Genomic DNA, 25,648 nt, shown 5'->3' with positions numbered 1-25,648 from the left:
TGGGGTATTCCGGACGTCGGTCGGTCTCGGAAACGTGGCTCGTCCCTACGCTCCAGTCACCATCGATTGACAGAGGAGCGCACATGACCATCACCTGGCCTTGTGATGACAAGCCGAGCGAGCGATTTCCGATCTTTACGCGCGCCAACACCGGAGAGGTGTTCAGCGATGCCGCCACGCCGCTCACCTGGAGCACTTTCGGGCGCGGGGTCTACGACGCGGGTTACCGAGACGGTCTGTACCAGATCGGGGTGTTCAGCCCGGACGATTTTCGTCCGGAGGGCGAGTGCGAGGTAGTCGGCTGCTTCGGCGGCTACGTGTACATCAACGTCTCGATCTCTCGCGTACTTGCGGTACGGACACCAGGTATGACCGCGGAAGCGATCGATCGGTCGTTGTTCGGCGAACACCCCGACGTCCGGCCATACGCTCCGCACCCCGACGACGAGAACGAGCGTTGCACCGAGAGGATGGTCGCATGGATGGAGTCGCTGTTCGGCGCCACCGGGGTACCAGAGGTCGCCGAACACCGCGTCCGGATCGACCAGGTGATCGCCGAGCGGCCGGATCTGTCCGCTTTGAGCGACAAGGAGCTGATCGAGCGCTACCGAGCCCTCGTCCCGGAGATGCGTCCGGTGTTCGCGACTCACATCGTCCATCTGTACGCGAGCAACATCATCACGGGCCTGCTCGCCCAGGTCGGTGACGCGGTCGGCGAGGGGCAGCTTGTGGCGAAGACGACTTCCGGTCTGGGAGAGGTTGATTCGGCCCAGCAATCGTTCGACCTGTGGCGTCTGTCCCGGGTTGTCCGCAATTCTCCGGAGCTGTCGACGGAGTTCGATGCGGGTGTCGAGGGAGTCCTCGAGCGGATCGCCGGTCTCGAAAGCCCGGAAGCGGGCACCTTCATCTCAGGCTGGCGCGACTTCCTGGAGGCCTGGGGGTTCCTGGGACCGAGCGTGTGGGAGGGCAGGTCGCCGACCTACCGGTCGCACCCCGCTATCCCGCTTCGCATGCTCGACCACGCGCGTCGGGTGCCGGACGCGGGCTCACCGTCGGCCCGCACGGCGCACGCCGAAGCCGATCGTGAAGCAGCGGTCGAAGCGATAGCCGCCAAGCTGGACGCCGAGACGAAGGCACAATTCCTGGCGGCAGCGCAGGCCGCGACCATCTTCTTGCCGGCGCGCGAGGCGACAAAGGTGCAGTGCACCCGGCTGTGCGAAGAGGCGCGGATGACCATGCGAGAACTCGGCGGACGGCACGTCGAGCGCGGAAACCTGGCCCGCTGGGAGGACATCCTGCTACTCATGGACGAGGAGGTCGATGCATTCGTGGCGGATGCGGCCCCATTCGCCACGACCGTTGCCGAGCGCAAGGCCACTCTCGAAGTGCTCGAACGGAAGTGGCCGCCCTTCATCTTGGAGGGGCAGCCGCCGGCGATCGACGATTTCGCCGATCGCGACGAGACCATCGTCAACGCGGTCACCAGTGGCGAGATCCTCGGCGGTCTGGGAGTGGCGCCCGGCGTCCACACCGGCCCGGCACGCGTGGTGCGATCGCTGATCGACGACGTCGACATCGAGCCGGGTGACGTCCTGGTCGCGATGACCACGGACTCGTCGTGGGGCCCGTTGTTTCTGTCCGCCGGGGCGGTGGTGTGTCAAACCGGCGCGGCTATCTCGCACGCGGCCATCGTCGCGCGCGAACTCGGTATCCCCGCTGCTGTGTCGGTGCAGGATTGCACCACCAGAATCACAGACGGCACCATCATCACGGTCGACGGCAGTAGCGGCAAGGTGACCATCGTCTGAGCGGCTCGTCGTGCACCGCATCTCTTCGGAGGTGCGGTGCACAAGGGTCTTTCGGGATCACGAACTGTGCGAGCGCTCGAGGTGGCTGGTCTCGTTCACGGATACGAGCTCGCGGTAGCAATCTGCTTCGGCGATGATTCGCGACACCGACGTGTACGCGACATCGACGAAGAACGACTTCGCCGTGCCCAGCACGTGCGAGAGATAGGTGCTGATCACGCCTCCGTGGCAGACCACCGCGACAGTTGATCCGGGGGTCGATGTCTTGATGATGTGGTCGAAGCCGGCAAGCACGCGCGCGCGGAAAGCGCTGATATCGAAAGTGTTCCCGCCGAACGACCCGGAGTTCAGATCCGCCCACCCGGCTCGTCGACTGGGATAGGAGGCGATGGCAGTGCCGTAGTTCTTCCACCCGGAATCGACTTCGACGATGCGATCCTCGATCTCGAGCGTCACACCGAGCGCGGTGGCCAGTGGTTCCGCTGTCTCGCGTGCGCGGCGCATCGAGCTGCTGACGATGCGGGTGATCTCACCGTACGGCTCGCCGGCGAGACGGTCGGCGAGGGTGTGCGCCTGCACGACTCCCTCGTCGGTCAAACCGGGGTCTGCCCCGACGGGATCGTGTGTGACCCGGTGCGGTCGTGCGTGCCTGATCATCAGCAACTCAACAGTCATGGTGTCAGCTTCTCATGCCTGTCTGCCCGGCGGGGATTTCAGCCAATAGGCCACTGCCTCTGCACGATTGGCGGAACCGGTCTTCTTCAGGATTCGCTTGACATGAGACTTGACGGTACCCTCGGTGATGGTCAGTCGGCGTCCGATCTGCAGGTTGGTCAAACCCTCTGCCATCAAGGTGACGACCTCGATCTCCCTCAGCGACAGGGTGCTTCGCGAGCTGGGCCCGCCGGGGTCGACGACATGAAGTCGCTGGGAGTCCGACGTCGACTCACGCTCCGCGAGCCCGCGCGGGAATGAGGTCACGGTCGTCCCCTCGATCGTCATCTGAGCCACGAGGGGTGCTACCTGCCGACAGAAGTCCTGCAGGGCAGCGATCTCAGTCTGCGTCGGAAGCCTGTCGGACAGGTGGCAATCCGCATGAATCATCCCGACGACCCGATGGCTGTGGATGAGCGGGATCATCCAGAAGTTCTTGGACTTGGATCGCTTCCACAATGCGTACCCGAACTCGCGTTGCTGGTGCTCGAGCATGGTGGCGGCGTCCACCCGCACGGTGTGGCGTTTCGCGGCCGCGGAGGGAATCCGGTAGGCGGCAGCTCGCTCGGTGAGGTATCGGGAGGCCCAATCCGAATCATCGCGGTTGAATGCCGATCGCGGACGCCAGCTGCCCGATGCGACCGTCGAGAACAGCACTCGGTCGAACCCGAGAGTGGCCGCTTGTTCGGGAATCGAACGTATGAGGGCCGGTCGCGAGGAGGCGCAGGAGACTGCGAACAACGCGTTGACACTTCGTTGATGAAGCGACGCTGCACTGGACCGGCGGTGGGAGATGGTCGCGGCCTCCAGGTCGCGGAGTCTGTTGAGAACTGTGACGAGATCGGTGACCTCCGCGGGGGAGAGGTCGTGCGCCGAGTTCAACACGCTGGTGGTCTCGAGCCATGACCTCGCGACGAAGCGTTCGACTCCGGTGACGTCGCTGAGGTGCTGCGAGCTCAGCCAGGCGTCCACCCGAGCGGGGCTCACGTGGCCGGCGACTCGTGAGCGCACCATTCGCAATGTATCGAGAGCTTGAACGACCACGTCGTCGGTGAGGCGCTCGGAACCGTACAGCGGACGTATCGAAGCCGAATGGATAGGCCAGGCGAATGTGCTCGCTTCAGAAGCGGTTTCGGCAAGATGCAACATGACGTTTCCGATCGACTGAAGGCTTCTGCGGATGCCGGCGGTGCGGATGGTGGCCGACATGAGGTGCTCTGGATCACTTTAAATATCGACCATAGAATGGTGTGACCAAAATCGCAAGAGGGTGAAGAGCCGGACAGTCCCTCTGAAGGCAGTCGAACGTGTTTGTCGCGGTGCCTGATCCGGGGCGGTGGTAACTCACCCGACCTGGATCAGGCGGCCGACAACCGCGGACCCCTCATCAAGCAGGACGCCGGGGCGCCGACGAGCAGTGGTCGAGCGCGGAAGGGGTGTCGGAGTCCTCCCCTGCCTGCGGCGCCGCCGCGGAGTGGTGGGTCATGAGCCGGTAGGCCGACGCAGAGTCGCGCGCTTCGATCGCTTGGGTGACAGCGCGATGCTCACTCAGTGACCGCTGCAGCGCAACAGGATCCCGGTGCGCCGCCACGTCGGTCTGCCGAAGGATCGCGCGCGACACCGCTTCCATGAACGTAGACAGCAGATCATTGCGGCTCGCCGTTGCGATCGTAGTATGCCAACGGATCTTGCAATCGATGAATGCGGGGAGGTCGGATGTGCTCGCCGCTGCCTCGTCATTGATCGCCTGCAGACGTTTCAGGTCGCTGTGAGTTCTTCGCTCGGCTGCGAAGTAGGCGCACCACGGCTCGATGACCTGACGGGACTCGTACAGCATCTGGGTCCCCGGGGCCCAGCCCTGCAGTTGTAGATCCACTGAACTCATGAAGGCGGAGGGAGTCGGTCGGGACACGACCGACCCGCCCCCGCGACCTGGCCTGGTGACGATGAGACCTTGGCGCTGTAGACGTGCGAGCGCCTCGCGAATGATGGATCGGGTGAGGCCGCTCTCCTCGACCAGGACGCGTTCGGGGGGCAGTTGTGTCCCGATCGCCAACTCCCCCTTCACGATCTTGTCCCGGATGAGGTCGGCGTATGCGTCGGCGGGCCGTGGGATTTCGACACCGCCGATGTCTGGCGCCGCTCGATGGGCCATCGGTTCAGTGCGCCAGGACGGGCTGGTGTTCACCGCGAGGACGGCCTTTCGGGCATGACTGCGCCGCATCCCTCCCGCGCGGCCACGATCGGTTCATGGGGTCTCCTTCGTACAGTTGTGACCCACCGTAGGTCCGTGCCGGATGCGGTCGGCTCGTGCTCATCGAGTTACCTCTTTCGAGGTACGCAGACCCGGTGAGTCGGGTTGACGACGAGGATCGGGCACACGGAATCACGCGCACACGAGGGCCGAACACCTGGTCCCGCGGACTGAGGACACCGCGGGACCAGGACTGGCTCAGAACACGCTCAGAGCTGGTCGAAGACCAGAACTGGTTTGACCACATCGCCGTCGTGCTGTGCGGTCACGGCTCGATTGATGTCGGCGAACGGAAAAGTGGTGACCAACTTGTCCAGGGGCAGCCGACCGTCGCGGTACAGGCCGACGAGCTCCGGGATGAACTCGTCCGGCACACTGTCACCTTCGATGATGCCAGTGACCGTCAGGCCGAGGGTCAACGCGGCGATGATGCTCAGGTCGACACCCGCCGCCGGGTCCGAGGGAACCCCGATGAGGCCTATCGTGCCCCGTACGGCCATGGCGCCGATGAGTGTTTGGATCACACCAGGGATACCGGTGGTGTCGACGGCGTAGTCCACACCTCGCGCGACGATGCCGCGGATCTGCCCGGCGACATCGCCGGCGGCCGGGTCGACGGCATGCGTGGCGCCGAGCTCGAGCGCGAGATCCCGACGTTTCTGGTTGGGCTCCACGACGATGACGGTGGCGCACTCGGCGACGGCAGCGCCGAGGACCGCGGCCAAGCCCACCGACCCTCCTCCGGTGACCACGATGGCCGAGCCCTTCTCGGCCCCCAGCGACCGGGTCACCGCGCCGAAACCTGTCTGCACGCCGCACCCCAGCGGCGCGAGCAACGCGAAGGGGATGTCGGCGTCGACCTTCACCACGTTTCGTTCGTTGGCCAGTGCGACCCGGGCGAAGGATGACTGACCGAAGAACAGACCCCCGACGGGCGCGCCGTCCTTGCTGAGCGGCTTGCTGCCGTCCGAGCGCACGCCGCCGTAGTTCATCTCATTGAAGCGCTCGCAGTACGACTGTCGTCCCGTCGTGCAGGTGACACATTCGCCGCAGCTGTTGAAGGTGACCCCGACCTTGTCGCCGACCGTCACTTTCGTGACACCGGCGCCGATTTCGAGTACGACTCCCGCTCCCTCGTGACCGACGACGCCGGGGAACTCGATCGGGAGGACCCCGTCCCGCGCGGCCAGGTCGGTATGGCAGATGCCGACCGCCTCGACCTGGACCAGTACCTCGCCTGCGCGCGGTCCCTCGATCTCGATCTCCTCGACACTGAAGTCGCTGCCTTGTTCGGTGAGCAGTGCCGCTTGTGTTTTCATGATCTCTCTCCTGTGATGTGGTGATGCGGGTGTCAGGAACCGACCGGGGTCGCTCCGGCGACCTCGTGTAGCGACACCGACGGGTCGCCCAAGGCGTTGGGCGACAACGGGATGCGTTGCGAGATGAACTTCTTCGCGGCGATGAAGTCGGATGGAGCGTTGGCTGTCTCCACTGCGTGGACCGTCTCATCGGCCCCGAGGTGGTAGAGCGCGAAGGAGCCCTCCTTCTTGCCGGGTCGATGCACGATCCGCGCGCCGGGCCGGACCAGGCCCGCGATTTTCAGTTTGATGTCGAACTGATCCGACCAGAACCAGGGGACCTCGGGCTCCGGTTGCGGCCGCCCGGTCAGCGCGGCCACGACCTGCTTGGCCTGTTCGGTCACGTTCGGAATCGACTCGAGCCGAAACAGGGCGCCGGTGTCGTCGATCGGCCGACGGGCGACGTCACCGATCGCGAACACCGATGGGTCGCTTGTCCGTCCGCACGAGTCGACGAGTACGCCGCCGTCGCAGGCCAGGCCGGCGGCGTGGGCGATACCGTCGTCGGGGACCGCCCCTATCCCCGCCAGAACCGTGTCGGCGGAGATCGTCGAACCGTCCGCCAGTTCGACACCGGTCGCCCGGCCGCCCTGCTCACCGACCCCGGTCACGATCGCGCCGACCCGGATGTCGGTCCCGCGTGCACGGTGATAGTCGGTCAACCGTTGCGAGAGTTCGGAACTCGCCACTCTCGCCAGGATGCGGTTCTCGCGCTCGACGACGGTGACCGGCACATCGTGCGACCGTGCGACTGCTGCGACCTCCATGCCCACGTAACCGCCGCCGATGATGGCGAGAGCTCCCTGGGCCTCGAGAGATCGGCCCAGCGCGGCGGCGTCCTCGATCGTGCGCAGGGTGAGCACGCCCGCGGCGTCGGAACCGCGGACTGCCAACCGTCGCGGTGACGATCCGGTGGCGAGCACGAGATGGGCGTATCCGATCCGCTCACCTGTCGATATCTGCACCGTCCGTGAGGGCCGGTCGAATGCGGTCACCGATACCCCCGTACGGACCACGATGTCGTTGTCGGCGTAGAACTCCGGCGGTCGAATGGGCTGCTGGAAGCCCGGATCACCGAACTTCTTCGACAGCGGCGGCCGGTGATAGGGGAGGTGGGGCTCTGACCCGATCATCACCACGGGTTCGTCGAAACCGGACTGGCGGAGCAGCGCGGCGAGCGTGGCACCGCCGTGACCGGCCCCCACGATGACGACTGCACCGGAAACCGGGCTCATCGGCCGGCGAACTCGAGTTCGACCGGCATGTTCTTCAGGCCGCCGACGAAGTTCGTCTGGATGAACTTCGTGTCACCGGTGAGGTGGACGGCTTCCAGGCGGGGGAGCAGTGTCTCGAACATGATGCGGAGTTCGATCTTGGCCAGGTGCTGCCCGATGCACATGTGGGGCCCGTAGCCGAAGGCGATGTGCTTGTTCGGCCGGCGGTCGATGTCGAACACGTCGGGCTCGTCGAAGACCTCGGCATCGCGGTTGCCCGACTGGTACAGGAGCATGAAGCGGTCTCCGGGCTGGATCGCTCGCCCCCGCAACTCGTAGGCCTCGAGCGCGGTTCGCATGAAGTGCTTCACCGGGGATGCCCACCGCAGCGCCTCGTTGACGAGGTTGGGCACCAACGAGAGGTCGGACTTGATCCGCGACAGCAATTCCGGGCGCTGGGCGAGAGCATGGATCGCGCCGGCCATCGTCGATGACGTCGTGTCGTGTCCCGCGGTGGCGATGGCGATGAAGTACCCGTAGGCCACTTCTTTCGGAAAGTACTCACCGTCGGGGGTTTTCGCGATGGCGATGATCGACGCGAGATCGTCGGTGGGATTGTTGCGGCGATCCATCAGGAGAGCGTCGAAGTAGGCGTAGAAGTCCTGGATCGTCGCAACCCACTGTTTGGCCGCCGCATCAGGGGTCAGCGGTTCGACGTCATCGCGAGCCGCATCGGGATCCGCCGTGCCGAAGAACTCCTGGGTGAGTGTCATCATCCGGGGTTCGTCGGACTCGGGTACCCCGAACAGGCTCATGATCACGTGCAGTGGGTACTGGAGCGCGAAATCCTTGACGAAGTCTATCTTTCCGTCGCCGGCGAGGAGCCGATCGACCGACTCGGCAGCCAAGCCGCGAATGGTGTCCTCCCACTGCTTCAGGTTCGCAGGTCGGAACCAGTCGGCGGCGATGTCCTTGACCACGGTGTGCTCCGGAGGATCGAGGTAGGTCAGGGTCTCCAGGATGCGCAGGCTTCCGTTGTTGATGGACTTCGTGAACTCGTCGCCGGCTCTGTTCGCGAGAATCGGATTGAACCTGCCCTTGTCCTCGCCGCCTGCACTGGAGAAGATGTGCGGCTGGCGTTCGATCTCCATGATGTCGGCGTGCTTGCTCACCAGGTAGACCGGGTCGTACCCCTCGACCTCGGCGACACCGAGCGGATTGTTGTCGCGCAACCACCGGTACGCCTCGAACAGTCGGGCGTCGTCACGGTGGCCTTCGGGGAGGACGATCTGCTGCGCGATGTGGTCCGGGATGGTCACGGTCGGCGACGGTTGCGTGGTGGAGGTCATGGGTCTCCTTCGGGGTTGGGCTGGACCCCTTCAGTGTGTTGTCCACATCACATCACCCACATCACCCCGGCAGGGTAAAAACATCGGCCCGAAGAGTGATCCGGGTCCCGGACGACGCTCCGACTCGAACCGTCTACCCCTGTTGGACAGTGGATTACGTCTTCAGGAGGGATGTGGGTGACTCGAGCCACCCGCAGGATGGGTGCCGGGGCCGGTGGCCCTGACAGCTCAACCGCGTCACAAGGAGTCGCAGATGGCACGAGTCGTTTATCACCTGCCGGACGGTACCGAGCAGGCCGTCGACGTCCCGGCGGGCCAGAGCGTCATGGACGGATCCGTGCGCAACAACCTCCCCGGAATCGTTGCCGAGTGTGGCGGGAGTTGCTCGTGCGCAACGTGTCACGTGTTCGTCGAGGACCCGGGAGCGGGACAGTTCGATCCGCCCTCTGACGAGGAGGCGGAGCTCGTCGAATTCCTCGAGGGTGCGCGGCCCAGTTCGCGACTGTCGTGTCAGCTGATCATCTCCGACCAGGACGAGGTGCACGTCGAGGTGGCTGATTCGTCGCTCTGATCCCGGCGGTCACATCGAGCGCGCGATCAACTCCGCACGGTTTGTCGCCCCCATCTTGCGCAGGATGTGTTTGACGTGTGTCTTGACCGTCTCGACCGACAACGTGTACTTCTCGGCGATCGCCGCGTTGGACGCTCCGGCGACGATCTGTTCGAGAACCTCGCGTTCCCGCCGGGTCAGCAACGAAGCCGCGACCGCGAGATCGGAGACCGCCGGTCCCTCGGAAATGCCTGGGCCGGTGTCGGACTGGAGCCGGCGTAACGTGTCACTGAGTCGGCGGAACCGGTCCTCATGATCGGCGACGAGCTCTTCACTCTGCAATCGGCTCAGTGTTGCGATGGTGAGATCGATCAGGAAGCGGCAGGTCTCGCGGTCATCGTCGTCGAGGGTTCCGTGGACGACGAGGACGATCTCGGGATCTGCCGTGTGGACACTGAAGGTCGTGGTCGTGGCCGCCGCCGACGAGCCCTCTGATCCGGATCTCGCGATCTCGCTCATACCTGTTGAACGGGCCTCCGCGAGGGTGACGAGCGGAGCTGCGACGCTCATGGCGACACCCTCGCAGAGTGCGATCGCCAGGCGAGTCCGGTCGGGGGCGTCCAGCACCCCGGCCGCGGCCAGATCGAATGCCGACCCGGCAGCCGGATGTGGACTCATCGCATCGAGGCGGCGGCGACCCGGACTTCCCGGTGGTATGCCGCGGCCTGGGCGCGGGAGCTCACGCCGATCTTGCGGAAGATTCGTCGCACATGGCATTTGACGGTGCCGTCGGAGATGAAGAGCCGTTCGGCGATCTGTTGGTTGCTCGCGCCGGAGGCGAGCAGCCGGAGTACCTCGTCTTCGCGTTCGGTGAACTCGATCGCCGGCTGCGGGGACAACTCGCCTGCCCTGCGGCGGGCACGTGTCGTGTTCCCGAACAAGGCTTCCGCCTGACGTGCCGTCGTAGGCCGGACGAAGTCGTCGACGAGCGCGGTCAGTTCTTGCGTCTCCCGACGGACTCGCCGACGGTTGTCCCGCGCGGCGACGACGGTGCCGGAGATCCGCGCCGCAAGGAGCAGCAGCCGGACGTCGTCGTCGGAGATCCCTTCGCGGTTTCGATCGACATGCAACGTCGCGACAGTTCGGCCGCCGACCACGATCGGCGCGGCCGCGTATGCGGCGGGATCGGACAGATCGATGAGGGGGCGGTAGGCCTCTCGATGAAAGGAAGTGCGGTCGAGTACATAAGCTCGCCGATGGCGGATGAGATCGGCCTCGCGGGGTGCATGTAGCAGCGGCACCGGTGTTCCGTCGACCGCATTGCGGAGTTCGTCGTACTCGTCACGGACACCCTCGGCGACGTGGACGTGCTCAGGGGCCCACGACGCGCCACGGACCCAGGAGAACATCGCTTTCGAGAAGCCCAGGGAATTGCAGGCCTCCCGGCAGGCAACGGCACCCGCCGTGGAGTCGTCGGCCCTCTGCAGCTCGAACAGGAAGCGGCGTAGTCGCTGTGCGTTCGTTGTTGCAGGTGGTGATTCCGCCGTCGTCATGATGAGGTCTTTCGGGATGGTTCGGCTTGTGACGCAGAGCACACCTTACCAGGGTGCTCTGCGTCGACGCCGTGGTCAGCCGGCCGGGGGGAGGTAGACGGTGTGCAGATGCTGGAAGGCGTGCAGCCCCTCCGGTCCCAGCTCGCGTCCCATGCCGCTGTTCTTGATGCCGCCGAAGGGCGCGACCGGGTCGTTCGAGTAATGGTTCACGCCGACGGTGCCGGACTTGACCCGGCCGGCGACTGCGGCGGCTCGTTCGAGGTCCGATGACCACACCGACCCGCCGAGCCCGTACTCGCTGTCGTTCGCAATGGCGAGCGCCTCGGCCTCGTCGCCGAAGGGGATCACGCTCAGGACCGGGCCGAAGATCTCTTCACGCGCGATGGTCGCGGTGTTGTCGAGATCGGCGAACACCGTCGGCTGGACGAAGTAGCCGCTGTCGAGTCCGGTCGGGCGTCCGCCGCCGGTGGTCAGACGTGCTCCCTCGCTCTTGCCCTTGGCGATGTAGCCCTCGACCCGCTCCCGCTGGCGCGCCGAGACGAGGGGCCCGACCTTCGTCTCCGGGTCGAGCGGATCGCCGACCTTGAGGGACTCCGCAAGCCCGGTCAACGCATCGACCACCTCGCCGTACCTCGATCTCGGCGCGAGTACACGCGTGTTGAGCCAGCAGATCTGGCCGTTGTTCAAAAATGTTGCACCGAACAGAGACTCCATCGATGCATCGAGGTCCACGTCGTCGAGGAGGATGGCCGCTGATTTGCCGCCCAGCTCCAGGGTGACCGGGCGCAACAACCGACCGCAGGTCTCGGCGATCGAGCGACCCGCGGCGGTCGATCCGGTGAACGAGACCTTGTCGACGTCGGGGTGTCCGACGAGATAGGCGCCGATTTCGCGTCCACCGGGAATGACGTTGAGAACGCCGGATGGCAGACCGGCGGCGACCGCGGCCTCGGCCATCAGAAAGGCGTCCAGGACCGTCTCTTCCGCAGGCTTCAGTACGACAGTGCATCCCGCCGCCAGCGCGGGCGCAAGCTTCAAGAAGGTGATGGCCTGGGGGACGTTCCACGGGACGATCGCGGCCACCACGCCGATCGGTTGCCGGGTCACCCGTGCGGTTCCGCCGAGCATGCCCGGACGTTCGTCGACCTCGGGGGACTCGACCATCATCTGACTGAAGTAGCGGAGTAGCACGGCCGGGAAGCCGCCTTCGAACTGTTCGGCGAGCCAGATCGGCATGCCGTTCTGGATCGTGACCCGACGGGAGGTCTCGGCGGCCCGCGCCTCGAGTTCGGTGGCAAACCGTTCGAGGATCTCTGCGCGTTGTCTCGGATGCAGCGTCGCCCAGCCGTCGGGGGCGTCGAAGGCCGAGCGGGCGGCCGCCACCGCCCGGTCGATGTCGGCGGTGGACGCCGAGGGCACGCTGCCGATCGAACTCTCGGTGGTGGGCGAGTGCACATCGATGACGTCAGACCCGACTGGAGTCTGCCAGCCTCCGTCGATGTAGAACTCGCGGTAGTCGATCGTGGTCATCTCGCTCCTAGGTCAGTTCCATGACGGCTTGCTGCCATGACGACGTGCTGTCGGTGTGAACGGCGTCACCATAGCTTCGTCGAAGCACCCAGGCAAGGCAATGGTTTCTTTGGTACGACCAAAAAGATCCCTCGCCGGGGTCTGCGCCTACCCCGTTCGGGTGATCTTCGGCGGAGTTCGGGATCGGCGGTTCCCGTTTCCGCTTTCATTCCCGACAGAGAGGCTTGCGTGTTTGGTCCAACCATTCTAGCCTTTGGGTGATTGCGCGATGGACCAACGGAGGATGGCGTCATGACGAGCGAACACGACCTCGGCCGATATACCGCGGAGCAGGTCGAGCACTTCTACGCGAGTGGTCAGTGGACCGATGAGAACTTCACGGAGTTGCTCAGATCCCGTGCGGAGGCCAAGCCCGACAAGGTGTTCGTCACCGACGGGGTCCACGCGCTGACGTACGCAGACCTGTACGACAGTTCGCAACGACTCGCTCTCGGACTTCGCCGCCAGGGGCTCGAATCCGGCGACCGGGTCGCCGTCCAGTTGCCGAACTGGGCTGCGTTCGTGGTGGTCGCCGCCGCGTTGTCCCGGCTCGGGGCGGTCATGGTTCCGATCATGCCCATCTATCGCAAAGACGAGGTCTCACACGTCATCTCGGATGCATCGGTGACGATGGCCATTGCGCCGGTCGAATTCAAGGGATTCGACTACGTGACCATGTTCGACGAGATCCGTCGAAACTCGGACTCCCTGACCTCCATCGTGGCGGTGCGCGCGCCCGCAGGTGTCCACGAAGCGCTCGCCGATCGCGATGTCCACGTGCTCGAGGATCTGGTCGTCCAAGACGTTCCCGCTGGGAGCATCGACGATGCGCTCGATGTCCGCGTGCATCCGGATGATCCGTTCGTCATCGTCTACACCTCGGGGACGACGTCGCGTCCGAAGGGGTGCCTGCACACGTTCAACACCTACGCCTCCGGGGCGCGTGCGCTGACCGTGGCGTTCGGGCACACCGAGTCCGACGTGCAGTTCGGGCCGTCGCCCATCACGCACACCACCGGACTGGTGACCAGTGTGCTCATCCCCCTCCTCGCCGGCGCGTCCACCCACGTCATGGCGGAGTGGAACCCTGTTCAAGGCCTTGCGGAGATCGAGAAGTTCGGCTGCACCGCCGCGGTCACGGCCACGACGTTTCTGCAGACGCTGATGGCTGCCTCCGACGAACATCCCGAAGCGGACCTCTCGTCCTTGCGGGTGTGGACCTGCGCCGGTTCGCCCATCCCATCGTCCGTGGTGGAAAACGCGAAGGCCAAACTTCCGGGCGCCAGCATTCTCTCCCTGTATGGGCGTAGCGAGAATCTGTCGACCACCACGTGCACGATCGAGGATGATCCGCTGCGCGCGGTCACGTCGGATGGTGCGGCTCTTCCGGGTGCCGAGGTCAGGGTCGTCGGCGAGGACGGCTACGAGGTCCCGCGCGGTAGCGAAGGCGATATCGCCTATCGCGGACCCTCGCACATGATCGAGTACGTCAACAGACCTGAGGACACCGCGGGCCTGTTCACGCCCGAGGGGTTTTCGCGGTCCGGCGACGTCGGCGTGATGACCGACGACGGATACGTCCGGGTGACCGGAAGGACCAAGGACATCGTGATCCGAGGCGGCATGAACATCAGTGTTCGCGAGGTCGAGGACAAACTTGCCGACCACCCGGATCTGTCGGCACTGGCCGTGGTCGGGATGCCCGACGAGAAGTTGGGTGAGAAGGTCTGCTGCTACGTCGTCGCGAAGCCCGGACACGCCGCGCCGGCCGTCGAGGAGCTCCGCGAATACCTCACCAGTCGTGGCGTGGCGATCCAGAAGACCCCGGAGCGGGTCATCGCGATCGACGAATTGCCGATGACCGCAACAGGAAAGATCCAGAAGCATGTCCTGCGCAAGCGGATTGCGAAGGAGCTGGATCAGCCGTCCGCCGCGGGTGCACTCTGAGCGTGGACCGGATCAGCACCGGCGACTTCGTCGTCAGCGGTCCTGAGATCCTCCTCGGCGTGCGGGCCGAGTTCCTGTCGGCGGAACGCGCGTCGCTGTGGATGGACACCGGCCCGCGGCTGTCCGACGAGCGCGCCGGCACCCTGCGGAGTGCTCTGGCGGTTCCGCTCGACGACGTGACCGGTTACGTCGTCGCCGCCGGGGCCCCGGAGGGTCGCTGGCCGGTGAGCCTGGGGATTCGTGTCGACTTCCTGCGCGACCCGCCGTCGCAGGGGCGGCCCATGACGATCACCGGCGATCTCATCGACAGAGATGGTCGCGGTGGTACCACCAGGGGAGACGTGTTCGACGCGGATGGCGCGCGGATCGCGATCGTCGTACAGCGGTCGCACCTGGTCTCGGTGGCCACCCGCCCGACGAGTCGAGTGCACCGGCCCGCCTGTCCGCCCGAATCGGTGTCCCTCCGCGAAGCGCTCGGAGTCGTCGAATCAGCGCCTGGTCTCGTGGCCATGCCACCCGTCTCGCTCGCGGCCAACGGGATGAACAACGTGCACGGTGGAATCCTGCTCTGCGGAGCAGAATTCGCTGCGATGTCAGCTATCGATGCTCGCGGTGACTGGCGGACCACCAGCGTGGACATCAACTATCTTCGACCCGTGTCGGCTCTCGACGCCACGGCCTTCGCGGCCGACGTCGTGCACCGGGGGAGATCGACCGCAGTGGTTCGAGTGCTCGTCTCCACCGCGGTCGGTAAGCCCTGTGCCATCGCGACCGTGACTCTGCAGCAGGGGTCCTGACCAGACCGGCGATCCGGCCCGACGACGCTGTGCCCACGACATCGTCGTGGGCACAGCGTCATTCGGATTCGTGATGCGAGCTGCGTCGTCGTGCCTGATCAGCTCGAGGACACCCGGACGCGTGCGCGTCCGGACACGACAACCCGGTCGCCTGCGGTGGCGGACAGGGAGAGTTCGGCGACCGAGGACTCCCCGGTATCCCGGACGTTGTCGACCTCGCCGGTGAGAGTGAGCGTCTCGCCGATCTGCAGCGGCGAGACGAAGCGAACGGAGAAGCCGAGCAGGTGTTCGACGTGCACCAGATCGGCCACCCACGCGGCGAGCATCCCCGCCTGCATCTGACCCATCGAGATGACTCCGGGCAGTCCCGCGCGCACGGCGTACCCCGGATCATGGTGCAGCGGATTGAAATCCCCACCGGCGCCGGCGAATTTGACGATGTCGGTCTGGGTCACCGGGCCGATCGACCGGGGTTCGAGGTCCTGGCCGGAGGCGAGTAGGACGGGTTCGCGCATCGCTCAGGCGCCTCTCTCGATTAGGACCTCACGTTGTACGACCGCGGGTTCGCCTGATGCGTCCACCCATGTGGTCTCCAGGGTGACAAGGCGCATCGTCCCGCCCCGCTTGCCTTCCCGGGTCGTGTCGTCGACGATCCGCCGGGCGCCCGTGAGGTGATCCCCGGCGAGCAGCGGTCGCCGGAACTCCCACTCGACCGATCCGACGACCACTCGGTCGATGGCCAGTCCGAGTGCGGCCACGAACTCGGTCTGGTTGCGATGGTGGCCGGCGACGACCACATGAGTCGGGGTCGCCGGAATGTGCTCGAACCCGGCTGCCGCGGCGGCCGCGGGGTCGACGTGCACCGCGTCCTCGGCATGGGTCGCGCGAGCGAACTCCCTGATCTTGCCCGTCTCGACGTCGAACGAGACGACGTCGAGGACGTCGTGTTCCGGCACCGCGAGTCCCATCGGGTTCCTCCCTTGGTTTTTTGGTCTGACCTATTGTAGCGTTGGTCCGTAACGATGTGGAGGTTCGAATGGATCTGAGCGATTCGCCCGACGAAGCCCGCTTCCGGACCCGCGTCCGCGACTGGCTGACCGAGGTGCTGCCCAGCCTGCCGTGGCCGGAGCCCTCCCGGCTCGAGGACAAGCGCGAGTTCTGGTCCGTGTGGCAACGACAGCTCTACGACGCGGGCTTCGCAGGCCTGTCCTGGCCCGAGGAGTTCGGTGGCGCCGGAGCCGACGCCAAGATCAAGGCCATCTTCAACGAGGAGATGGACCGCGCGGGTGCGCCGGAGCGGCTCAACATCATCGGCGAGGATTTCGCCGGTCCGACCATCGTCGCCTTCGGGAACGGCGAGCAGAAGCAGCGTTACCTCGGGCCCATCCTGAAGGGCGAGGAGATCTGGTGCCAGCTCTTCTCCGAGCCCGAGTCCGGTTCGGATCTCGCGTCGCTGCGGACGAAGGCCACGAAGGTCGACGGCGGCTGGAGCATCCAGGGCCAGAAGATCTGGACGTCGCGCGCGCAGATCGCGGACAACGCGATCCTGCTGGCACGCACCGGTGGTGGCGATCGGCACAAGGGCATCACCTACTTCCTGCTGCGCATGGACTCCGCGGGTGTGACGGTGCGTCCGCTCGAGCACATGCTCGGTGAGGCGGAGTTCAACGAGGTGTTCCTCGATGACGTCTTCGTCCCCGACTCGGCCGTCGTCGGCGAGGTCGACGGTGGCTGGAAGGTGGCGATGGGCACGCTCGCCTTCGAGCGCGTCGGGATCGCCACCGGCCGGGTGAACACGACTCGAGCGGTCAAGGACCTCGTGGCGCAGGTCTCCTCGACGTCCGACGAGAACGGTGCGCCGCTCTCGTCGGATCCCACTGTCCGGCAGACGATTGCCGATCTGTACGGTCGTGCGCTCACCCACTACCTGATCGGCCAGCGGGTCATCACCGGTGCGGCGTCGGGCGAACCGCCCGGCCCCGTCGCATCGATCGGGAAGCTCTACTTCTGTCCCCTGGTGGAGGACATCGCCGATTTCGGACTGTCGCTGGGTGAGATGGGTGGTCAGTTCGGACTCTCCGACAGTTCCGCTGATCCGGTCCAGCAACGGTGGCTTCGTCTCGCGTACCAAGCGCGCGGTACCGCTATCGCCGGCGGCTCGACATACATCCAACGCAACATCGCGTCCGAGCGTGTGCTCGGGATGCCCCGCAGCTGAGAGAGGTCGCGACATGAGTTCCTACGTCTGGAATCCCACCGCCGAGCATCTCGAGCGCGCGAACGTCCTGCGGTTGGCCCGACAGCACGGCATCGACTCGATCGACGAGTTGCGCCGGCGATCGACGAAGGACGTGTCCTGGTACTGGGACGCGGCGGTGAGGGATCTCGGCATCCCCTTCGCAACGCCTTACGAGGCCGTGCTCGACACCTCCCAGGGCATCCAGTTCCCCGAATGGTTCGTCGGCGGCACCTTCAACGCGGTGCACGCCTGTATCGATCGATGGCTGGCCGAGAGCGCGCAGCGCCCGGCCATCGTGCACGAGCGTGAGGACGGTGCGGTCACCACCCTGACCTACGCCGAGCTGGCCGAACAGGTGGGACGTGTCGCAGCCGGTCTCATCGAGTTGGGTGTCGGCGAGGGCGACGCGGTCGCGATCTACATGCCGATGGTGCCCGAGGCAGTCGTCGCCTGCTACGCGGCGGTCGGGATCGGCGCGATCATCGTGCCGCTGTTCTCCGGCTTCGCCGCCCCGGCGATCGCGTCCCGGTTGAACGACGCCGAGGTCGCCGCGGTGGTCGTGGCCGACGGCACGGTCCGGCGAGGTCGGACGGTCGGGATGTCCGGTGAGTTGGGCAAGGCGCTCGCGCAGACCCCGTCGGTCCGATCGGTGATCACCGTGGACAACATCGGCGCCGCAGTAGATCTCGGCATCGACGGTCGAGACATCACCGTCACCGAGTGGACGTCGCTGGTCGCCGACGGCAAGCCGGGCCACGAATTCCGGCCGTTCCCGGCCATGCAGACCATGATGCTCGGATACACCTCGGGTACCACTGGCAAACCGAAGGGTGCGGTTCACACCCACGCGGGTTTCACCATCAAGGTGGCGACCGAGGTGGCGTACTCGTTCGACATCTCCGAAGGTGATTCGTTCTGCTGGATCACCGACATGGGGTGGGTGATGGGCCCGCTCGCGGCTTTCGGCACGCACGCCAACGGCGCCACCCTGGTGTTGTACGAGGGCTCGCCGGATGTGCCCGACACGGCCCGGCTGTGGGATCTCGTGGCACGCCACCGGGTGACCATGCTCGGCGTCTCGCCGACCCTGATCCGGGCGCTGAAGTCGACGCCGCTGGACGAGATCGGCCGGCACGACCTGAGTTCGGTCCGGGTGCTGGGCTCGACCGGCGAGCCCTGGGACCCCGACTCCTACGACTGGCTGGCGGCCGAGGTCTTCGGCGGGCGGGTCCCCGTCATCAACTTCTCCGGCGGTACCGAGGTGGGCGGCTCGTTCCTGGCGCCTTATCCCGTGGAACCGATCCCGAGCTGCTCGCTGGGCGGCCCGTCACTCGGCATGGACGTCGACGTCGTGAGCGACGACGGGACGCCGCTGCGTGGCGCGATCGGCGAACTCGTGTGTCGTCAGCCGTGGCCGGCGATGACCCGTGGGGTCTGGCGTGATCGTGAACGGTACCTGGAGTCCTACTGGTCGACCTTCGAGGGCATGTGGTGCCACGGGGACTTCGCCCTGGTGGACGACGACGGCCGGTGGTACATCCTCGGTCGTTCCGACGACGTGATGAACGTGGCGGGCAAACGACTCGCACCCGCGGAGGTCGAGTCGGTGCTCACCACACATCCGGCGGTGGCCGAGGCGGCCGCGGTGGGGATTCCGGACCCGCAGAAGGGTGAGACGGTGTGGGCCTTCTGGGTTCCCCGCGCCGGCGCCGACACCGACAGCGTGTCCGACGAGCTCCGTCGACTGGTCGCCGACGGCCTGGGCAAACCCTTTGCGCCATCGCAGGTCTGGATCGTCGACGCGCTGCCGAAGACACGGTCGGCGAAGATCCTCCGCCGGGCGATCCGAGCGGCTGCCACGGACACCGACCCCGGCGATCTGTCGAGCGCCGAGAACCCCGACGCGGTGGACGCGATTCGAGACGTCGTGCACGGCACGTCGGTGAACTGAGGAGGAGCGCATGCACTGGGAGTTGTCCGACGAACAGGAGATGTTCGCCTCGTCCCTTCGTGAGTGGATCGGGGCGAAGTTCCCGACCGACACGGTGCGGGAACTGCAGTCCGGGGGTGACGCAACGAGCTTCGGTGCCGCACTGCTCGGTGAGGGCTGGTGGGGCGTCGGATATGCCGAAGAGGCCGGCGGTGAGGGCGGCGGTGTCCTCGAACTGGCCCTGGCGTCGCGTGAGTTCGGCCGCGCTGCCGTCGCGAACTCGCGGTGGCTGGCCGCGGCGCTGGCAGCTCCGCTCCTGACCGCCGACGAACTAGCCGCCCAGGTGGCGGGCGACCGCCGGTTCACGGTGGCGATCCCGGCCGACCGCGTGCCCAGCTGGAATCCGGTGGCGACGAAGGGTTCGAACCTGACCGGATCGATCGCGCACGTCCTGGGCGCCACCGAAACCGACGTGTTCCTTGTCCCGGTCGACGGTCCCGACGGCCCGGGATTCGCACGAGTCGAGGCATCGCAGACCACGGTGTCCGCGGATGATCTGCTCGATCGGTCCCGTGCGACGGGCCTCGTCGACTTCGCCGGCGCATCGATCGCCGAGATCGTCGGCGGTGTCGACGGTCTCGCCGAGACCGCGAACCTCGCGGCGGTGCTGGTGGCCGCCGACGCACTCGGCAGCGCGGAGCGGATGCTCGAACTCGCCGTCGACTACAGCAAGCAGCGCAAGCAGTTCGGACAGTTCATCGGCTCGTTCCAGGCGGTCAAACATGCTGCGGCGCAGATGCTGGTCACCGTGGAAGCGTCCTTCTCGACCGTCCTCTATGCCGCGGCAGCTGTCGACGCCCGCCTCGAGGACGTCGAACCGATCGCGGCGGTCGCCAAGGCCCAGACCACCAAATCGGTCGCGGACCTCGCCGACACGGCGCTCACCGTGCACGGCGCGATCGGGTACACGTGGGAGCACGATCTCCACCTGTTCTACAAGCGGGCCAAGCTCGATCGGACGCTCTTCGGTAGTCCCAAGGCATGGAACGAGCGGATCGCCGCGGCGCTGTTGGACGGCGTACCGGCGTCGTGAACACCACACTTGTATTTGGTCAGTCCATTGATATAGTTGCGAATAAGTGAGAGACGGAGGACCGACGTGGATTTCGAGCTGACAGACGATCAGGCCACGATCCGGGACGCGGTTGCCGAGCTGGCCGCCAAGTTCGATGACCAGTACTGGGCTGAGAAGGACGAGGCGCACGAGTTCCCTCGTGAGTTCTACGACGCGTTTGCCGAGGGTGGCTGGTTGGGGATCACCACGCCTGAGGAGTACGGCGGCCACGGCTACGGGATCACCGAGGCGTCGATCCTGCTGGAGCAGGTCGCCGCGTCCGGCGCCGGGATGAACGGAGCCAGCTCGATGCACTTGTCGATCTTCGGGATGCACCCGGTGATCGTCCACGGCAGTGAGGAGCTCAAGCAGCGCACGTTGCCGCGCATCGTCAGTGGCGATCTGCACGTGTGTTTCGGAGTCACCGAGCCCGGCGCCGGGCTGGACACCACCAAGATCACGACGTTCGCCAAGCGGGACGGGGACAAGTACGTCGTCAACGGCCGCAAGGTGTGGATTTCCAAGGCGGTCGAGTCCGAGAAGATCCTGCTGCTCACGCGGACGCAGAAATTCGACGAGTCGCCCCGCAAGACGGATGGGATGACCCTGTTCCTCACCGACCTCGATCGAGACAAGGTCGACATCCGGCCGATCAAGAAGATGGGTCGTAACGCGGTCACGTCGAACGAGTTGTTCATCGACGGCCTCGAGATCCCGGTCGAGGACCGGGTCGGCGAGGAGGGCGAGGGCTTCAAGTACATCCTCGACGGCCTGAACCCGGAACGGATGCTGGTCGCCGCCGAAGCGTTGGGTATCGGTCGCGCGGCGATGCGCGCCGCGGTGCGCTACGGCAACGATCGCGAGGTCTTCGGCCGTCCGATCGGCAAGAACCAGGGCATCCAGTTCCCCCTGGCGGACTCACTCGCACGTCTTGACGCCGCGGAACTGATGCTGCGCAAGGCCACGTGGCTCTACGACAACGGCAAACCATGTGGCCGGGAAGCGAACACCGCGAAGTACCTGTGTGCGGACGCCGGATTCGACGCGGCTGACCGAGCGTTGCAGACCCACGGCGGGATGGGCTACTCCGAGGAGTACAACGTTTCCCGCTACTTCCGTGAGGCGCGCCTCACGCGTATCGCCCCGATCAGCCAGGAGATGATCCTGAACTACCTCGGATCTCACGTCCTCGGCCTTCCCAGGAGCTACTGATGAGCGCAGTCGACAAGAACGACCTGAGTACTGCTTACCCGGTGGCCACCGGTGTGTTCGGCCTGTCGGGCCGGACCGCCCTCGTCACCGGCGCCGGCGGCGGTGTCGGCGCGGCGGTGGCCGAGGCGTACGCGGCGGCGGGTGCCGCAGTCCTGGTGACCGACATCGACAAGGACGCCGCGGCGACGGTCAGCCAGCGCATCACCGCGCGTGGCGGCGTCGCCGAGCCGTTCGCGCTCGACGTGTGCGACGGCGACAGTGCCCGCGATGCCGCGGCGGCCGCCGCCCGGCTCGGGAACGGGACGCTGAACATCGTCGTGAACAATGCGGGCGTGATCGCTCCCGCGATGTTCCCGAAGATGGACGAGGCGAGGTTCCGCAAGGTCCTCGACACCCATCTCATGGGCAGCTACCACTGCAGCCATGCCGCCCTCGATCACCTGCCCGATGACGGCACCGGCCGAATCATCAACGTGACCTCGGCGGCCGGCCTCACCGGGACGATCGGACAGGCGAACTACGGTGCGGCCAAGGCGGCGATCATCGGGCTGACGAAGTCGCTGGCTCGCGAGCTCGCGAAGCAATCGGTGACGGTGAACGCGGTCGCACCACTCGCCGCCACCGCCATGACCGAGAACATCCGCTCGAACGAGAAACTGGCGGCCAAGACCCTCGCCCGTATCCCGTTGGCGCGCTGGGCGTTTCCGGAGGAGATCGCACCGACTTTCGTCTTTCTGGCGTCGGATGCGGCCGGGTACATCACCGGTCAGATCCTGCCGGTCGACGGCGGGACGGTGATCTGAGATGGCGCGTGTGACAGGACCGTTCGTCTCCTCGGGGCGGGAAGTGGTGATCGCCGAGGCGGTACGGACGCCGATCGGCAAGTCGCATCCCGAGAAGGGTTGGTTCCGCGACATCCATCCCAACGCCATGCTGGCGGCCTGCTATCAGGATCTGATCGGGCGATCAGGGCTCGACCCGAGCGCAGTCGAGGATCTCGTGATCGGTTGCACCGCACCGTTCGGTGAGCAGTCCCGCAACATCGGGCGTAACGCGTGGTTGCAGGCGGGCTATCCCGCCGAGGTGCCCGCCACCACCCTGGACCGTCGCTGCGGGTCGGCCCAGACGGCAGTGAACTTCGCGGCGTCGCTCGTGGCGTCCGGAGTCCACGACATCGTCATCGCCGGCGGCGTCGAACACATGGGGCATGTGCCGATGAACTCGCCGGCCAAGATCAGCGAGCTCTATGGCGAACCGTGGCCGGCCGAGTTGCGTGAGCGCTACGACTTCGTGACGCAGGGCGAGAGCGCCGAACTCATCGCCGAGCGGTGGGAGCTGTCCCGCGAGGAGATGGATCGGTTCGCGGTGCGTTCGCACGAACTCGCCGTCGCCGCCATCGAGGCGGGCCGTTTCGTCGACGAGATGGTCCCGATGGAACTCGACGGCGAGGTGCGCACGGGGGACCAGACCGTTCGTCCCGGAACCTCGATGGAGTCGCTGGCCGGTCTGAAGACCGTGTTCCGCTCCGAGAACGGACGGATCACCGCGGGGACGTCGAGCCCCATCTGCGACAGCGCGGCCGCGGTCCTGCTGTGCACTCGCGAGGCCGCCGAGCGTCACGGGCTGCGAATCCGCGCGCGCATCGCGGACCAGACGACGGTCGGCGTGGACCCGATCATCATGCTGACCGGGCCCATCCCGGCGACCCGGAAACTGCTCGAGCGCAACGAACTCACGATCGATGACATCGATCTCTTCGAGGTCAACGAAGCGTTCTCGTCGGTGGTCCTGGCCTGGCAGCGCGAGCTGAAGCCCGATGAGGACCGGGTCAACGTGAACGGAGGCGCGATCGCGCTGGGCCACGCGGTCGGTGCAACGGGTGCCCGGTTGATCGCGAGCATCTTGCACGAGATGGAGCGCCGGGACAGTCGGCTCGGACTTGTGACGATGTGCTGCGGCGGCGGTCTGGGCACCGGAACGCTGATCGAGCGAGTGGATTGATGATCCCCTTCGACGAGTGGCTGCGGCCGGGGATGGGGGTGTGGTGGAGCCAGGCGGCCGCCGAACCCCGTCCCCTGGTCGACCGGCTGCTGGAGCAGGCGCCGGGGTTGGGCCCGCTGCGCCTGTTCACCGGTCTGAGTTGGAACGACCAGCTCGCGCATTCGATCTCACCGGCCGACATGATGGTGTCCTACGGCGGTCTCGGCGCCCTCCGCGAGCTCGGCGCCACCGACCAGCTCGACGTCGTGCCCTGTCACTATTCGGCGCTGCCACGGATGTTCGCCGAGCACCGGCTGCCCTGCGACGCCGGTCTGCTGCAGGTCGCGCCGCCCGACCGCGACGGGATGTGTTCCCTCGGGATCGGGGTGGACTACATGGCCGACGCGATCGAGCACACGTCGCTGCTTTTCGCCGAGATCAACCGGCAGATGCCGGTGGTCCCCGGGTCGCCCCGGGTCCCGCTGAGCCGTTTCACCGCCACCATCGAGACCGATCGTCCACTGCAGGAAGAGGATCGGAGACCAGCCGGTGACCTCGACCGTGCGATCGCCGGCCACATCGCGACGCTCATCGACGACGGGGACACCATCCAGGTGGGCATCGGGTCGACCGGGGCGGCCGTGTTCGACGCGCTCTCCGGTCACAAGGACCTCGGGATTCACACGGGTATGGTCACCGACGGAGTGCTCCGCCTGATCGAGAAGGGCGTCGTCACCGGCGCCCGCAAGCAGATCGACGTCGGAATGGCCGTCGCGGGTACGGCGCTGGGGTCCGCGGAACTCTATGAGCGGATATCCGAACTGCCGGTGTCCTTCCGGCCGACCAGCTACACCCACACCCCGCCGGTGCTGTCGCGATTGAGCTCGCTCGTCGCGGTCAACTTCGCGATCGAGGTCGATCTCACCGGCCAGGTCGGAGCCGAGATGAGTCGCGGGACCTATCTGGGTGCCGTCGGCGGACAGGTCGACTTCGCGCGTGCCGCGGCGTTGACGGGCAAGCGATCCATCGTCGCACTCCGATCGACGATGCGCGGCCAGTCCTCCATCAAGTTCGCCCTCGACGAAGGCGTGGTCACGACCGCCCGCGCCGACGTCGACTGCGTGGTCACCGAGCACGGTGTCGCGCATCTTCGGGGGCAACCACTCGCCGAGCGGCGCCGCCGTCTCATCGACGTCGCGGCCCCGGAGTTCCGCGATGCGCTCGCCCGAGCGGTGCAGTCCGCGACCGGCTAGCCAGTCACCGAACAACCACCCATCAATCCCGAAAGGACACACCATGAGCAACCGAGTAGCACTCGTCACCGGCGGCGCGCAGGGCATCGGCGAGGGGATCTCGCGCAAGCTCGGCACCGAAGGGTTCCGCGTCGCGATCGCCGACCTCAACCTCGAGGTCGCGCAGCAGACGGCCAAGGAGATCGTCGCCGCGGGTGGAGAGGCCATCGCGGTGCCGATCGACGTCACCGACACCGCCTCGGTCACATCGGCCGTCGAGCAGGTGACCGCCGAACTCGGTCCGATCGAGATCGCGGTGAACAACGCCGGCTGGGACGACTTCATGAAGTTCGTCGACACCGACGAGGACTTCTGGGACAAGATCCTCGAGATCAACTTCAAGGGTTCGCTCCGCGTCAACCACGCTGTGGTCCCGGGAATGATCGAGCGCGGTTTCGGTCGGATCATCAACATCGGCTCCGACGCCGGACGGGTCGGTTCGTCCCTCGAAGCGGTGTACTCGGGGGCCAAGGGCGGCACCATCGCCTTCACGAAGACACTCGCCCGTGAGGTCGCCACCAAGGGAGTGACCGCCAACAGCGTGTGCCCCGGGCCCACCGACACCCCTGCTCTCCGCAAGTTCGCCGACAACTCCGGCCAGGACGCCGACAAGGTTCTCGGCGGCATGACCAAGGCAGTGCCGATGAAGCGGCTCGCGACTCCCGCCGACATCGCCGCCGCGGTCGCCTTCTTCGCATCCGATGAGGCCGGTTACATCACCGGGCAGACCCTGTCTGTCAGCGGCGGCCTGACGATGGCGTAAGGGAG

The 25,648-nt window shown here is 66.2% G+C and carries 23 protein-coding genes; 12 read left to right on the top strand and 11 right to left on the bottom strand.

The features are described from left to right. The first annotated feature begins 83 nt into the window (after positions 1-83). Positions 84-1,808: a PEP-utilizing enzyme gene (locus tag CA982_RS03565; protein ID WP_158097791.1), complete on the top strand. Its 1,725-nt coding sequence runs from the start codon at positions 84-86 to the stop codon at positions 1,806-1,808. A 57-nt stretch (positions 1,809-1,865) separates the two neighbouring features. Here the strand turns inward: CA982_RS03565 and CA982_RS03560 are convergent, their stop codons facing one another. The 6 genes from CA982_RS03560 to CA982_RS03535 form a co-directional block, all read right to left on the bottom strand. Next, positions 1,866-2,483, bottom strand: a complete 618-nt coding sequence (locus CA982_RS03560; protein WP_086533977.1) for a histidine phosphatase family protein — start codon at positions 2,481-2,483, stop codon at positions 1,866-1,868. Positions 2,484-2,495: 12 nt separating this feature from the next. Then, positions 2,496-3,533: a LuxR C-terminal-related transcriptional regulator gene (locus tag CA982_RS03555; RefSeq protein WP_208617875.1), complete on the bottom strand. Its 1,038-nt coding sequence runs from the start codon at positions 3,531-3,533 to the stop codon at positions 2,496-2,498. 376 nt (positions 3,534-3,909) lie between these two features. Continuing rightward, positions 3,910-4,677 carry a FadR/GntR family transcriptional regulator gene (locus CA982_RS03550; RefSeq protein ID WP_086534139.1) on the bottom strand — a complete coding sequence of 256 codons (768 nt, stop codon included), beginning with the start codon at positions 4,675-4,677 and terminating at the stop codon, positions 3,910-3,912. Positions 4,678-4,985: 308 nt separating this feature from the next. Continuing rightward, positions 4,986-6,095, bottom strand: a complete 1,110-nt coding sequence (locus CA982_RS03545) for an NAD(P)-dependent alcohol dehydrogenase (protein WP_086533975.1) — start codon at positions 6,093-6,095, stop codon at positions 4,986-4,988. Positions 6,096-6,127: 32 nt separating this feature from the next. Then, positions 6,128-7,369, bottom strand: coding sequence for an NAD(P)/FAD-dependent oxidoreductase (locus tag CA982_RS03540; RefSeq protein WP_086533974.1), 1,242 nt, complete (start codon positions 7,367-7,369; stop codon positions 6,128-6,130). Next, complete coding sequence (locus CA982_RS03535; RefSeq protein ID WP_086533973.1) at positions 7,366-8,697, bottom strand: cytochrome P450; 1,332 nt, start codon at positions 8,695-8,697, stop codon at positions 7,366-7,368. The genes CA982_RS03540 and CA982_RS03535 overlap by 4 nt, the downstream gene beginning before the upstream one ends. A gap of 253 nt (positions 8,698-8,950) precedes the next feature. Between CA982_RS03535 and CA982_RS03530 the strand changes: the two genes are divergently transcribed. After that, positions 8,951-9,268 carry a 2Fe-2S iron-sulfur cluster-binding protein gene (locus CA982_RS03530; RefSeq protein WP_086534138.1) on the top strand — a complete coding sequence of 106 codons (318 nt, stop codon included), beginning with the start codon at positions 8,951-8,953 and terminating at the stop codon, positions 9,266-9,268. Positions 9,269-9,277: 9 nt separating this feature from the next. Here the strand turns inward: CA982_RS03530 and CA982_RS03525 are convergent, their stop codons facing one another. From CA982_RS03525 to CA982_RS03515, 3 genes are all read right to left on the bottom strand, one after another. After that, positions 9,278-9,925: a helix-turn-helix domain-containing protein gene (locus CA982_RS03525; protein WP_244176111.1), complete on the bottom strand. Its 648-nt coding sequence runs from the start codon at positions 9,923-9,925 to the stop codon at positions 9,278-9,280. Continuing rightward, on the bottom strand, positions 9,922-10,800 hold the full coding sequence (locus CA982_RS03520) for a helix-turn-helix transcriptional regulator (RefSeq protein WP_143412519.1): 879 nt from the start codon (positions 10,798-10,800) through the stop codon (positions 9,922-9,924). The genes CA982_RS03525 and CA982_RS03520 overlap by 4 nt, the downstream gene beginning before the upstream one ends. A 75-nt stretch (positions 10,801-10,875) precedes the next feature. Then, on the bottom strand, positions 10,876-12,330 hold the full coding sequence (locus tag CA982_RS03515; RefSeq protein ID WP_086533971.1) for an aldehyde dehydrogenase: 1,455 nt from the start codon (positions 12,328-12,330) through the stop codon (positions 10,876-10,878). Between the two features lie 291 nt (positions 12,331-12,621). On the opposite strand from CA982_RS03515, the gene CA982_RS03510 reads away from it, so the two are divergent. Together CA982_RS03510 and CA982_RS03505 are read left to right on the top strand one after the other, a co-directional pair. Next, a complete protein-coding gene (locus tag CA982_RS03510) occupies positions 12,622-14,316 on the top strand; it encodes an AMP-binding protein (RefSeq protein ID WP_086533970.1) in 1,695 nt (564 codons plus the stop codon). A gap of 2 nt (positions 14,317-14,318) precedes the next feature. Next, positions 14,319-15,113: a hotdog fold thioesterase gene (locus CA982_RS03505; protein WP_341865013.1), complete on the top strand. Its 795-nt coding sequence runs from the start codon at positions 14,319-14,321 to the stop codon at positions 15,111-15,113. 98 nt (positions 15,114-15,211) lie between these two features. On the opposite strand, the gene CA982_RS03500 is transcribed toward CA982_RS03505, so the two are convergent. Both CA982_RS03500 and CA982_RS03495 read right to left on the bottom strand, forming a co-directional pair. Further along, complete coding sequence (locus CA982_RS03500) at positions 15,212-15,628, bottom strand: MaoC/PaaZ C-terminal domain-containing protein (protein ID WP_086533969.1); 417 nt, start codon at positions 15,626-15,628, stop codon at positions 15,212-15,214. 3 nt (positions 15,629-15,631) lie between these two features. Next, complete coding sequence (locus CA982_RS03495) at positions 15,632-16,081, bottom strand: FAS1-like dehydratase domain-containing protein (RefSeq protein WP_086533968.1); 450 nt, start codon at positions 16,079-16,081, stop codon at positions 15,632-15,634. A 68-nt stretch (positions 16,082-16,149) separates the two neighbouring features. Here CA982_RS03495 and CA982_RS03490 point away from each other — a divergent pair, with 68 nt between their 5' ends. The 8 genes from CA982_RS03490 to CA982_RS03455 all read left to right on the top strand — a co-directional run bounded on the left by CA982_RS03490 (position 16,150) and on the right by CA982_RS03455 (position 25,643). Then, positions 16,150-17,331 (top strand): acyl-CoA dehydrogenase family protein, encoded by a 1,182-nt coding sequence (locus tag CA982_RS03490; RefSeq protein WP_086533967.1) that lies wholly within the window; start codon positions 16,150-16,152, stop codon positions 17,329-17,331. A gap of 13 nt (positions 17,332-17,344) precedes the next feature. Next, positions 17,345-19,303 carry an AMP-binding protein gene (locus tag CA982_RS03485; RefSeq protein WP_086533966.1) on the top strand — a complete coding sequence of 653 codons (1,959 nt, stop codon included), beginning with the start codon at positions 17,345-17,347 and terminating at the stop codon, positions 19,301-19,303. 10 nt (positions 19,304-19,313) lie between these two features. After that, the gene (locus CA982_RS03480) at positions 19,314-20,375 is read left to right on the top strand and encodes an acyl-CoA dehydrogenase family protein (RefSeq protein WP_086533965.1); all 1,062 of its coding nucleotides are present in this window, start codon (positions 19,314-19,316) and stop codon (positions 20,373-20,375) included. 66 nt (positions 20,376-20,441) lie between these two features. Then, positions 20,442-21,608 (top strand): acyl-CoA dehydrogenase family protein, encoded by a 1,167-nt coding sequence (locus CA982_RS03475; RefSeq protein WP_074853573.1) that lies wholly within the window; start codon positions 20,442-20,444, stop codon positions 21,606-21,608. After that, positions 21,608-22,411 carry an SDR family NAD(P)-dependent oxidoreductase gene (locus CA982_RS03470; RefSeq protein WP_086533964.1) on the top strand — a complete coding sequence of 268 codons (804 nt, stop codon included), beginning with the start codon at positions 21,608-21,610 and terminating at the stop codon, positions 22,409-22,411. The genes CA982_RS03475 and CA982_RS03470 overlap by 1 nt, the downstream gene beginning before the upstream one ends. Before the next feature lies 1 nt (position 22,412). Beyond that, a complete protein-coding gene (locus CA982_RS03465) occupies positions 22,413-23,609 on the top strand; it encodes a thiolase family protein (RefSeq protein ID WP_086533963.1) in 1,197 nt (398 codons plus the stop codon). Next, on the top strand, positions 23,609-24,841 hold the full coding sequence (locus CA982_RS03460) for an acetyl-CoA hydrolase/transferase family protein (RefSeq protein WP_086533962.1): 1,233 nt from the start codon (positions 23,609-23,611) through the stop codon (positions 24,839-24,841). Before CA982_RS03465 ends, CA982_RS03460 begins: the two co-directional genes overlap by 1 nt. Before the next feature lie 43 nt (positions 24,842-24,884). Then, positions 24,885-25,643, top strand: coding sequence for an SDR family NAD(P)-dependent oxidoreductase (locus CA982_RS03455; protein WP_086533961.1), 759 nt, complete (start codon positions 24,885-24,887; stop codon positions 25,641-25,643). Positions 25,644-25,648: the final 5 nt, after the last annotated feature.

It is taken from the genome of Gordonia lacunae, from assembly GCF_002149015.1.
Lineage (GTDB): Bacteria > Actinomycetota > Actinomycetes > Mycobacteriales > Mycobacteriaceae > Gordonia > Gordonia lacunae.
This window is presented reverse-complemented; position numbering and strand designations above follow the sequence as displayed.

What these genes read in the sequence shown, in the direction of transcription:
- CA982_RS03565 (WP_158097791.1), top strand. Translation starts at nt 84, where the DNA reads ATGACCATCACCTGGCCTTGTGATGACAAGCCGAGCGAGCGATTTCCG.
- CA982_RS03560 (WP_086533977.1), bottom strand. Translation starts at nt 2,483, where the DNA reads ATGACTGTTGAGTTGCTGATGATCAGGCACGCACGACCGCACCGGGTC.
- CA982_RS03550 (WP_086534139.1), bottom strand. Translation starts at nt 4,677, where the DNA reads ATGGCCCATCGAGCGGCGCCAGACATCGGCGGTGTCGAAATCCCACGG.
- CA982_RS03545 (WP_086533975.1), bottom strand. Translation starts at nt 6,095, where the DNA reads ATGAAAACACAAGCGGCACTGCTCACCGAACAAGGCAGCGACTTCAGT.
- CA982_RS03540 (WP_086533974.1), bottom strand. Translation starts at nt 7,369, where the DNA reads ATGAGCCCGGTTTCCGGTGCAGTCGTCATCGTGGGGGCCGGTCACGGC.
- CA982_RS03535 (WP_086533973.1), bottom strand. Translation starts at nt 8,697, where the DNA reads ATGACCTCCACCACGCAACCGTCGCCGACCGTGACCATCCCGGACCAC.
- CA982_RS03530 (WP_086534138.1), top strand. Translation starts at nt 8,951, where the DNA reads ATGGCACGAGTCGTTTATCACCTGCCGGACGGTACCGAGCAGGCCGTC.
- CA982_RS03525 (WP_244176111.1), bottom strand. Translation starts at nt 9,925, where the DNA reads ATGAGTCCACATCCGGCTGCCGGGTCGGCATTCGATCTGGCCGCGGCC.
- CA982_RS03520 (WP_143412519.1), bottom strand. Translation starts at nt 10,800, where the DNA reads ATGACGACGGCGGAATCACCACCTGCAACAACGAACGCACAGCGACTA.
- CA982_RS03515 (WP_086533971.1), bottom strand. Translation starts at nt 12,330, where the DNA reads ATGACCACGATCGACTACCGCGAGTTCTACATCGACGGAGGCTGGCAG.
- CA982_RS03510 (WP_086533970.1), top strand. Translation starts at nt 12,622, where the DNA reads ATGACGAGCGAACACGACCTCGGCCGATATACCGCGGAGCAGGTCGAG.
- CA982_RS03500 (WP_086533969.1), bottom strand. Translation starts at nt 15,628, where the DNA reads ATGCGCGAACCCGTCCTACTCGCCTCCGGCCAGGACCTCGAACCCCGG.
- CA982_RS03495 (WP_086533968.1), bottom strand. Translation starts at nt 16,081, where the DNA reads ATGGGACTCGCGGTGCCGGAACACGACGTCCTCGACGTCGTCTCGTTC.
- CA982_RS03490 (WP_086533967.1), top strand. Translation starts at nt 16,150, where the DNA reads ATGGATCTGAGCGATTCGCCCGACGAAGCCCGCTTCCGGACCCGCGTC.
- CA982_RS03485 (WP_086533966.1), top strand. Translation starts at nt 17,345, where the DNA reads ATGAGTTCCTACGTCTGGAATCCCACCGCCGAGCATCTCGAGCGCGCG.
- CA982_RS03480 (WP_086533965.1), top strand. Translation starts at nt 19,314, where the DNA reads ATGCACTGGGAGTTGTCCGACGAACAGGAGATGTTCGCCTCGTCCCTT.
- CA982_RS03470 (WP_086533964.1), top strand. Translation starts at nt 21,608, where the DNA reads ATGAGCGCAGTCGACAAGAACGACCTGAGTACTGCTTACCCGGTGGCC.
- CA982_RS03465 (WP_086533963.1), top strand. Translation starts at nt 22,413, where the DNA reads ATGGCGCGTGTGACAGGACCGTTCGTCTCCTCGGGGCGGGAAGTGGTG.
- CA982_RS03460 (WP_086533962.1), top strand. Translation starts at nt 23,609, where the DNA reads ATGATCCCCTTCGACGAGTGGCTGCGGCCGGGGATGGGGGTGTGGTGG.
- CA982_RS03455 (WP_086533961.1), top strand. Translation starts at nt 24,885, where the DNA reads ATGAGCAACCGAGTAGCACTCGTCACCGGCGGCGCGCAGGGCATCGGC.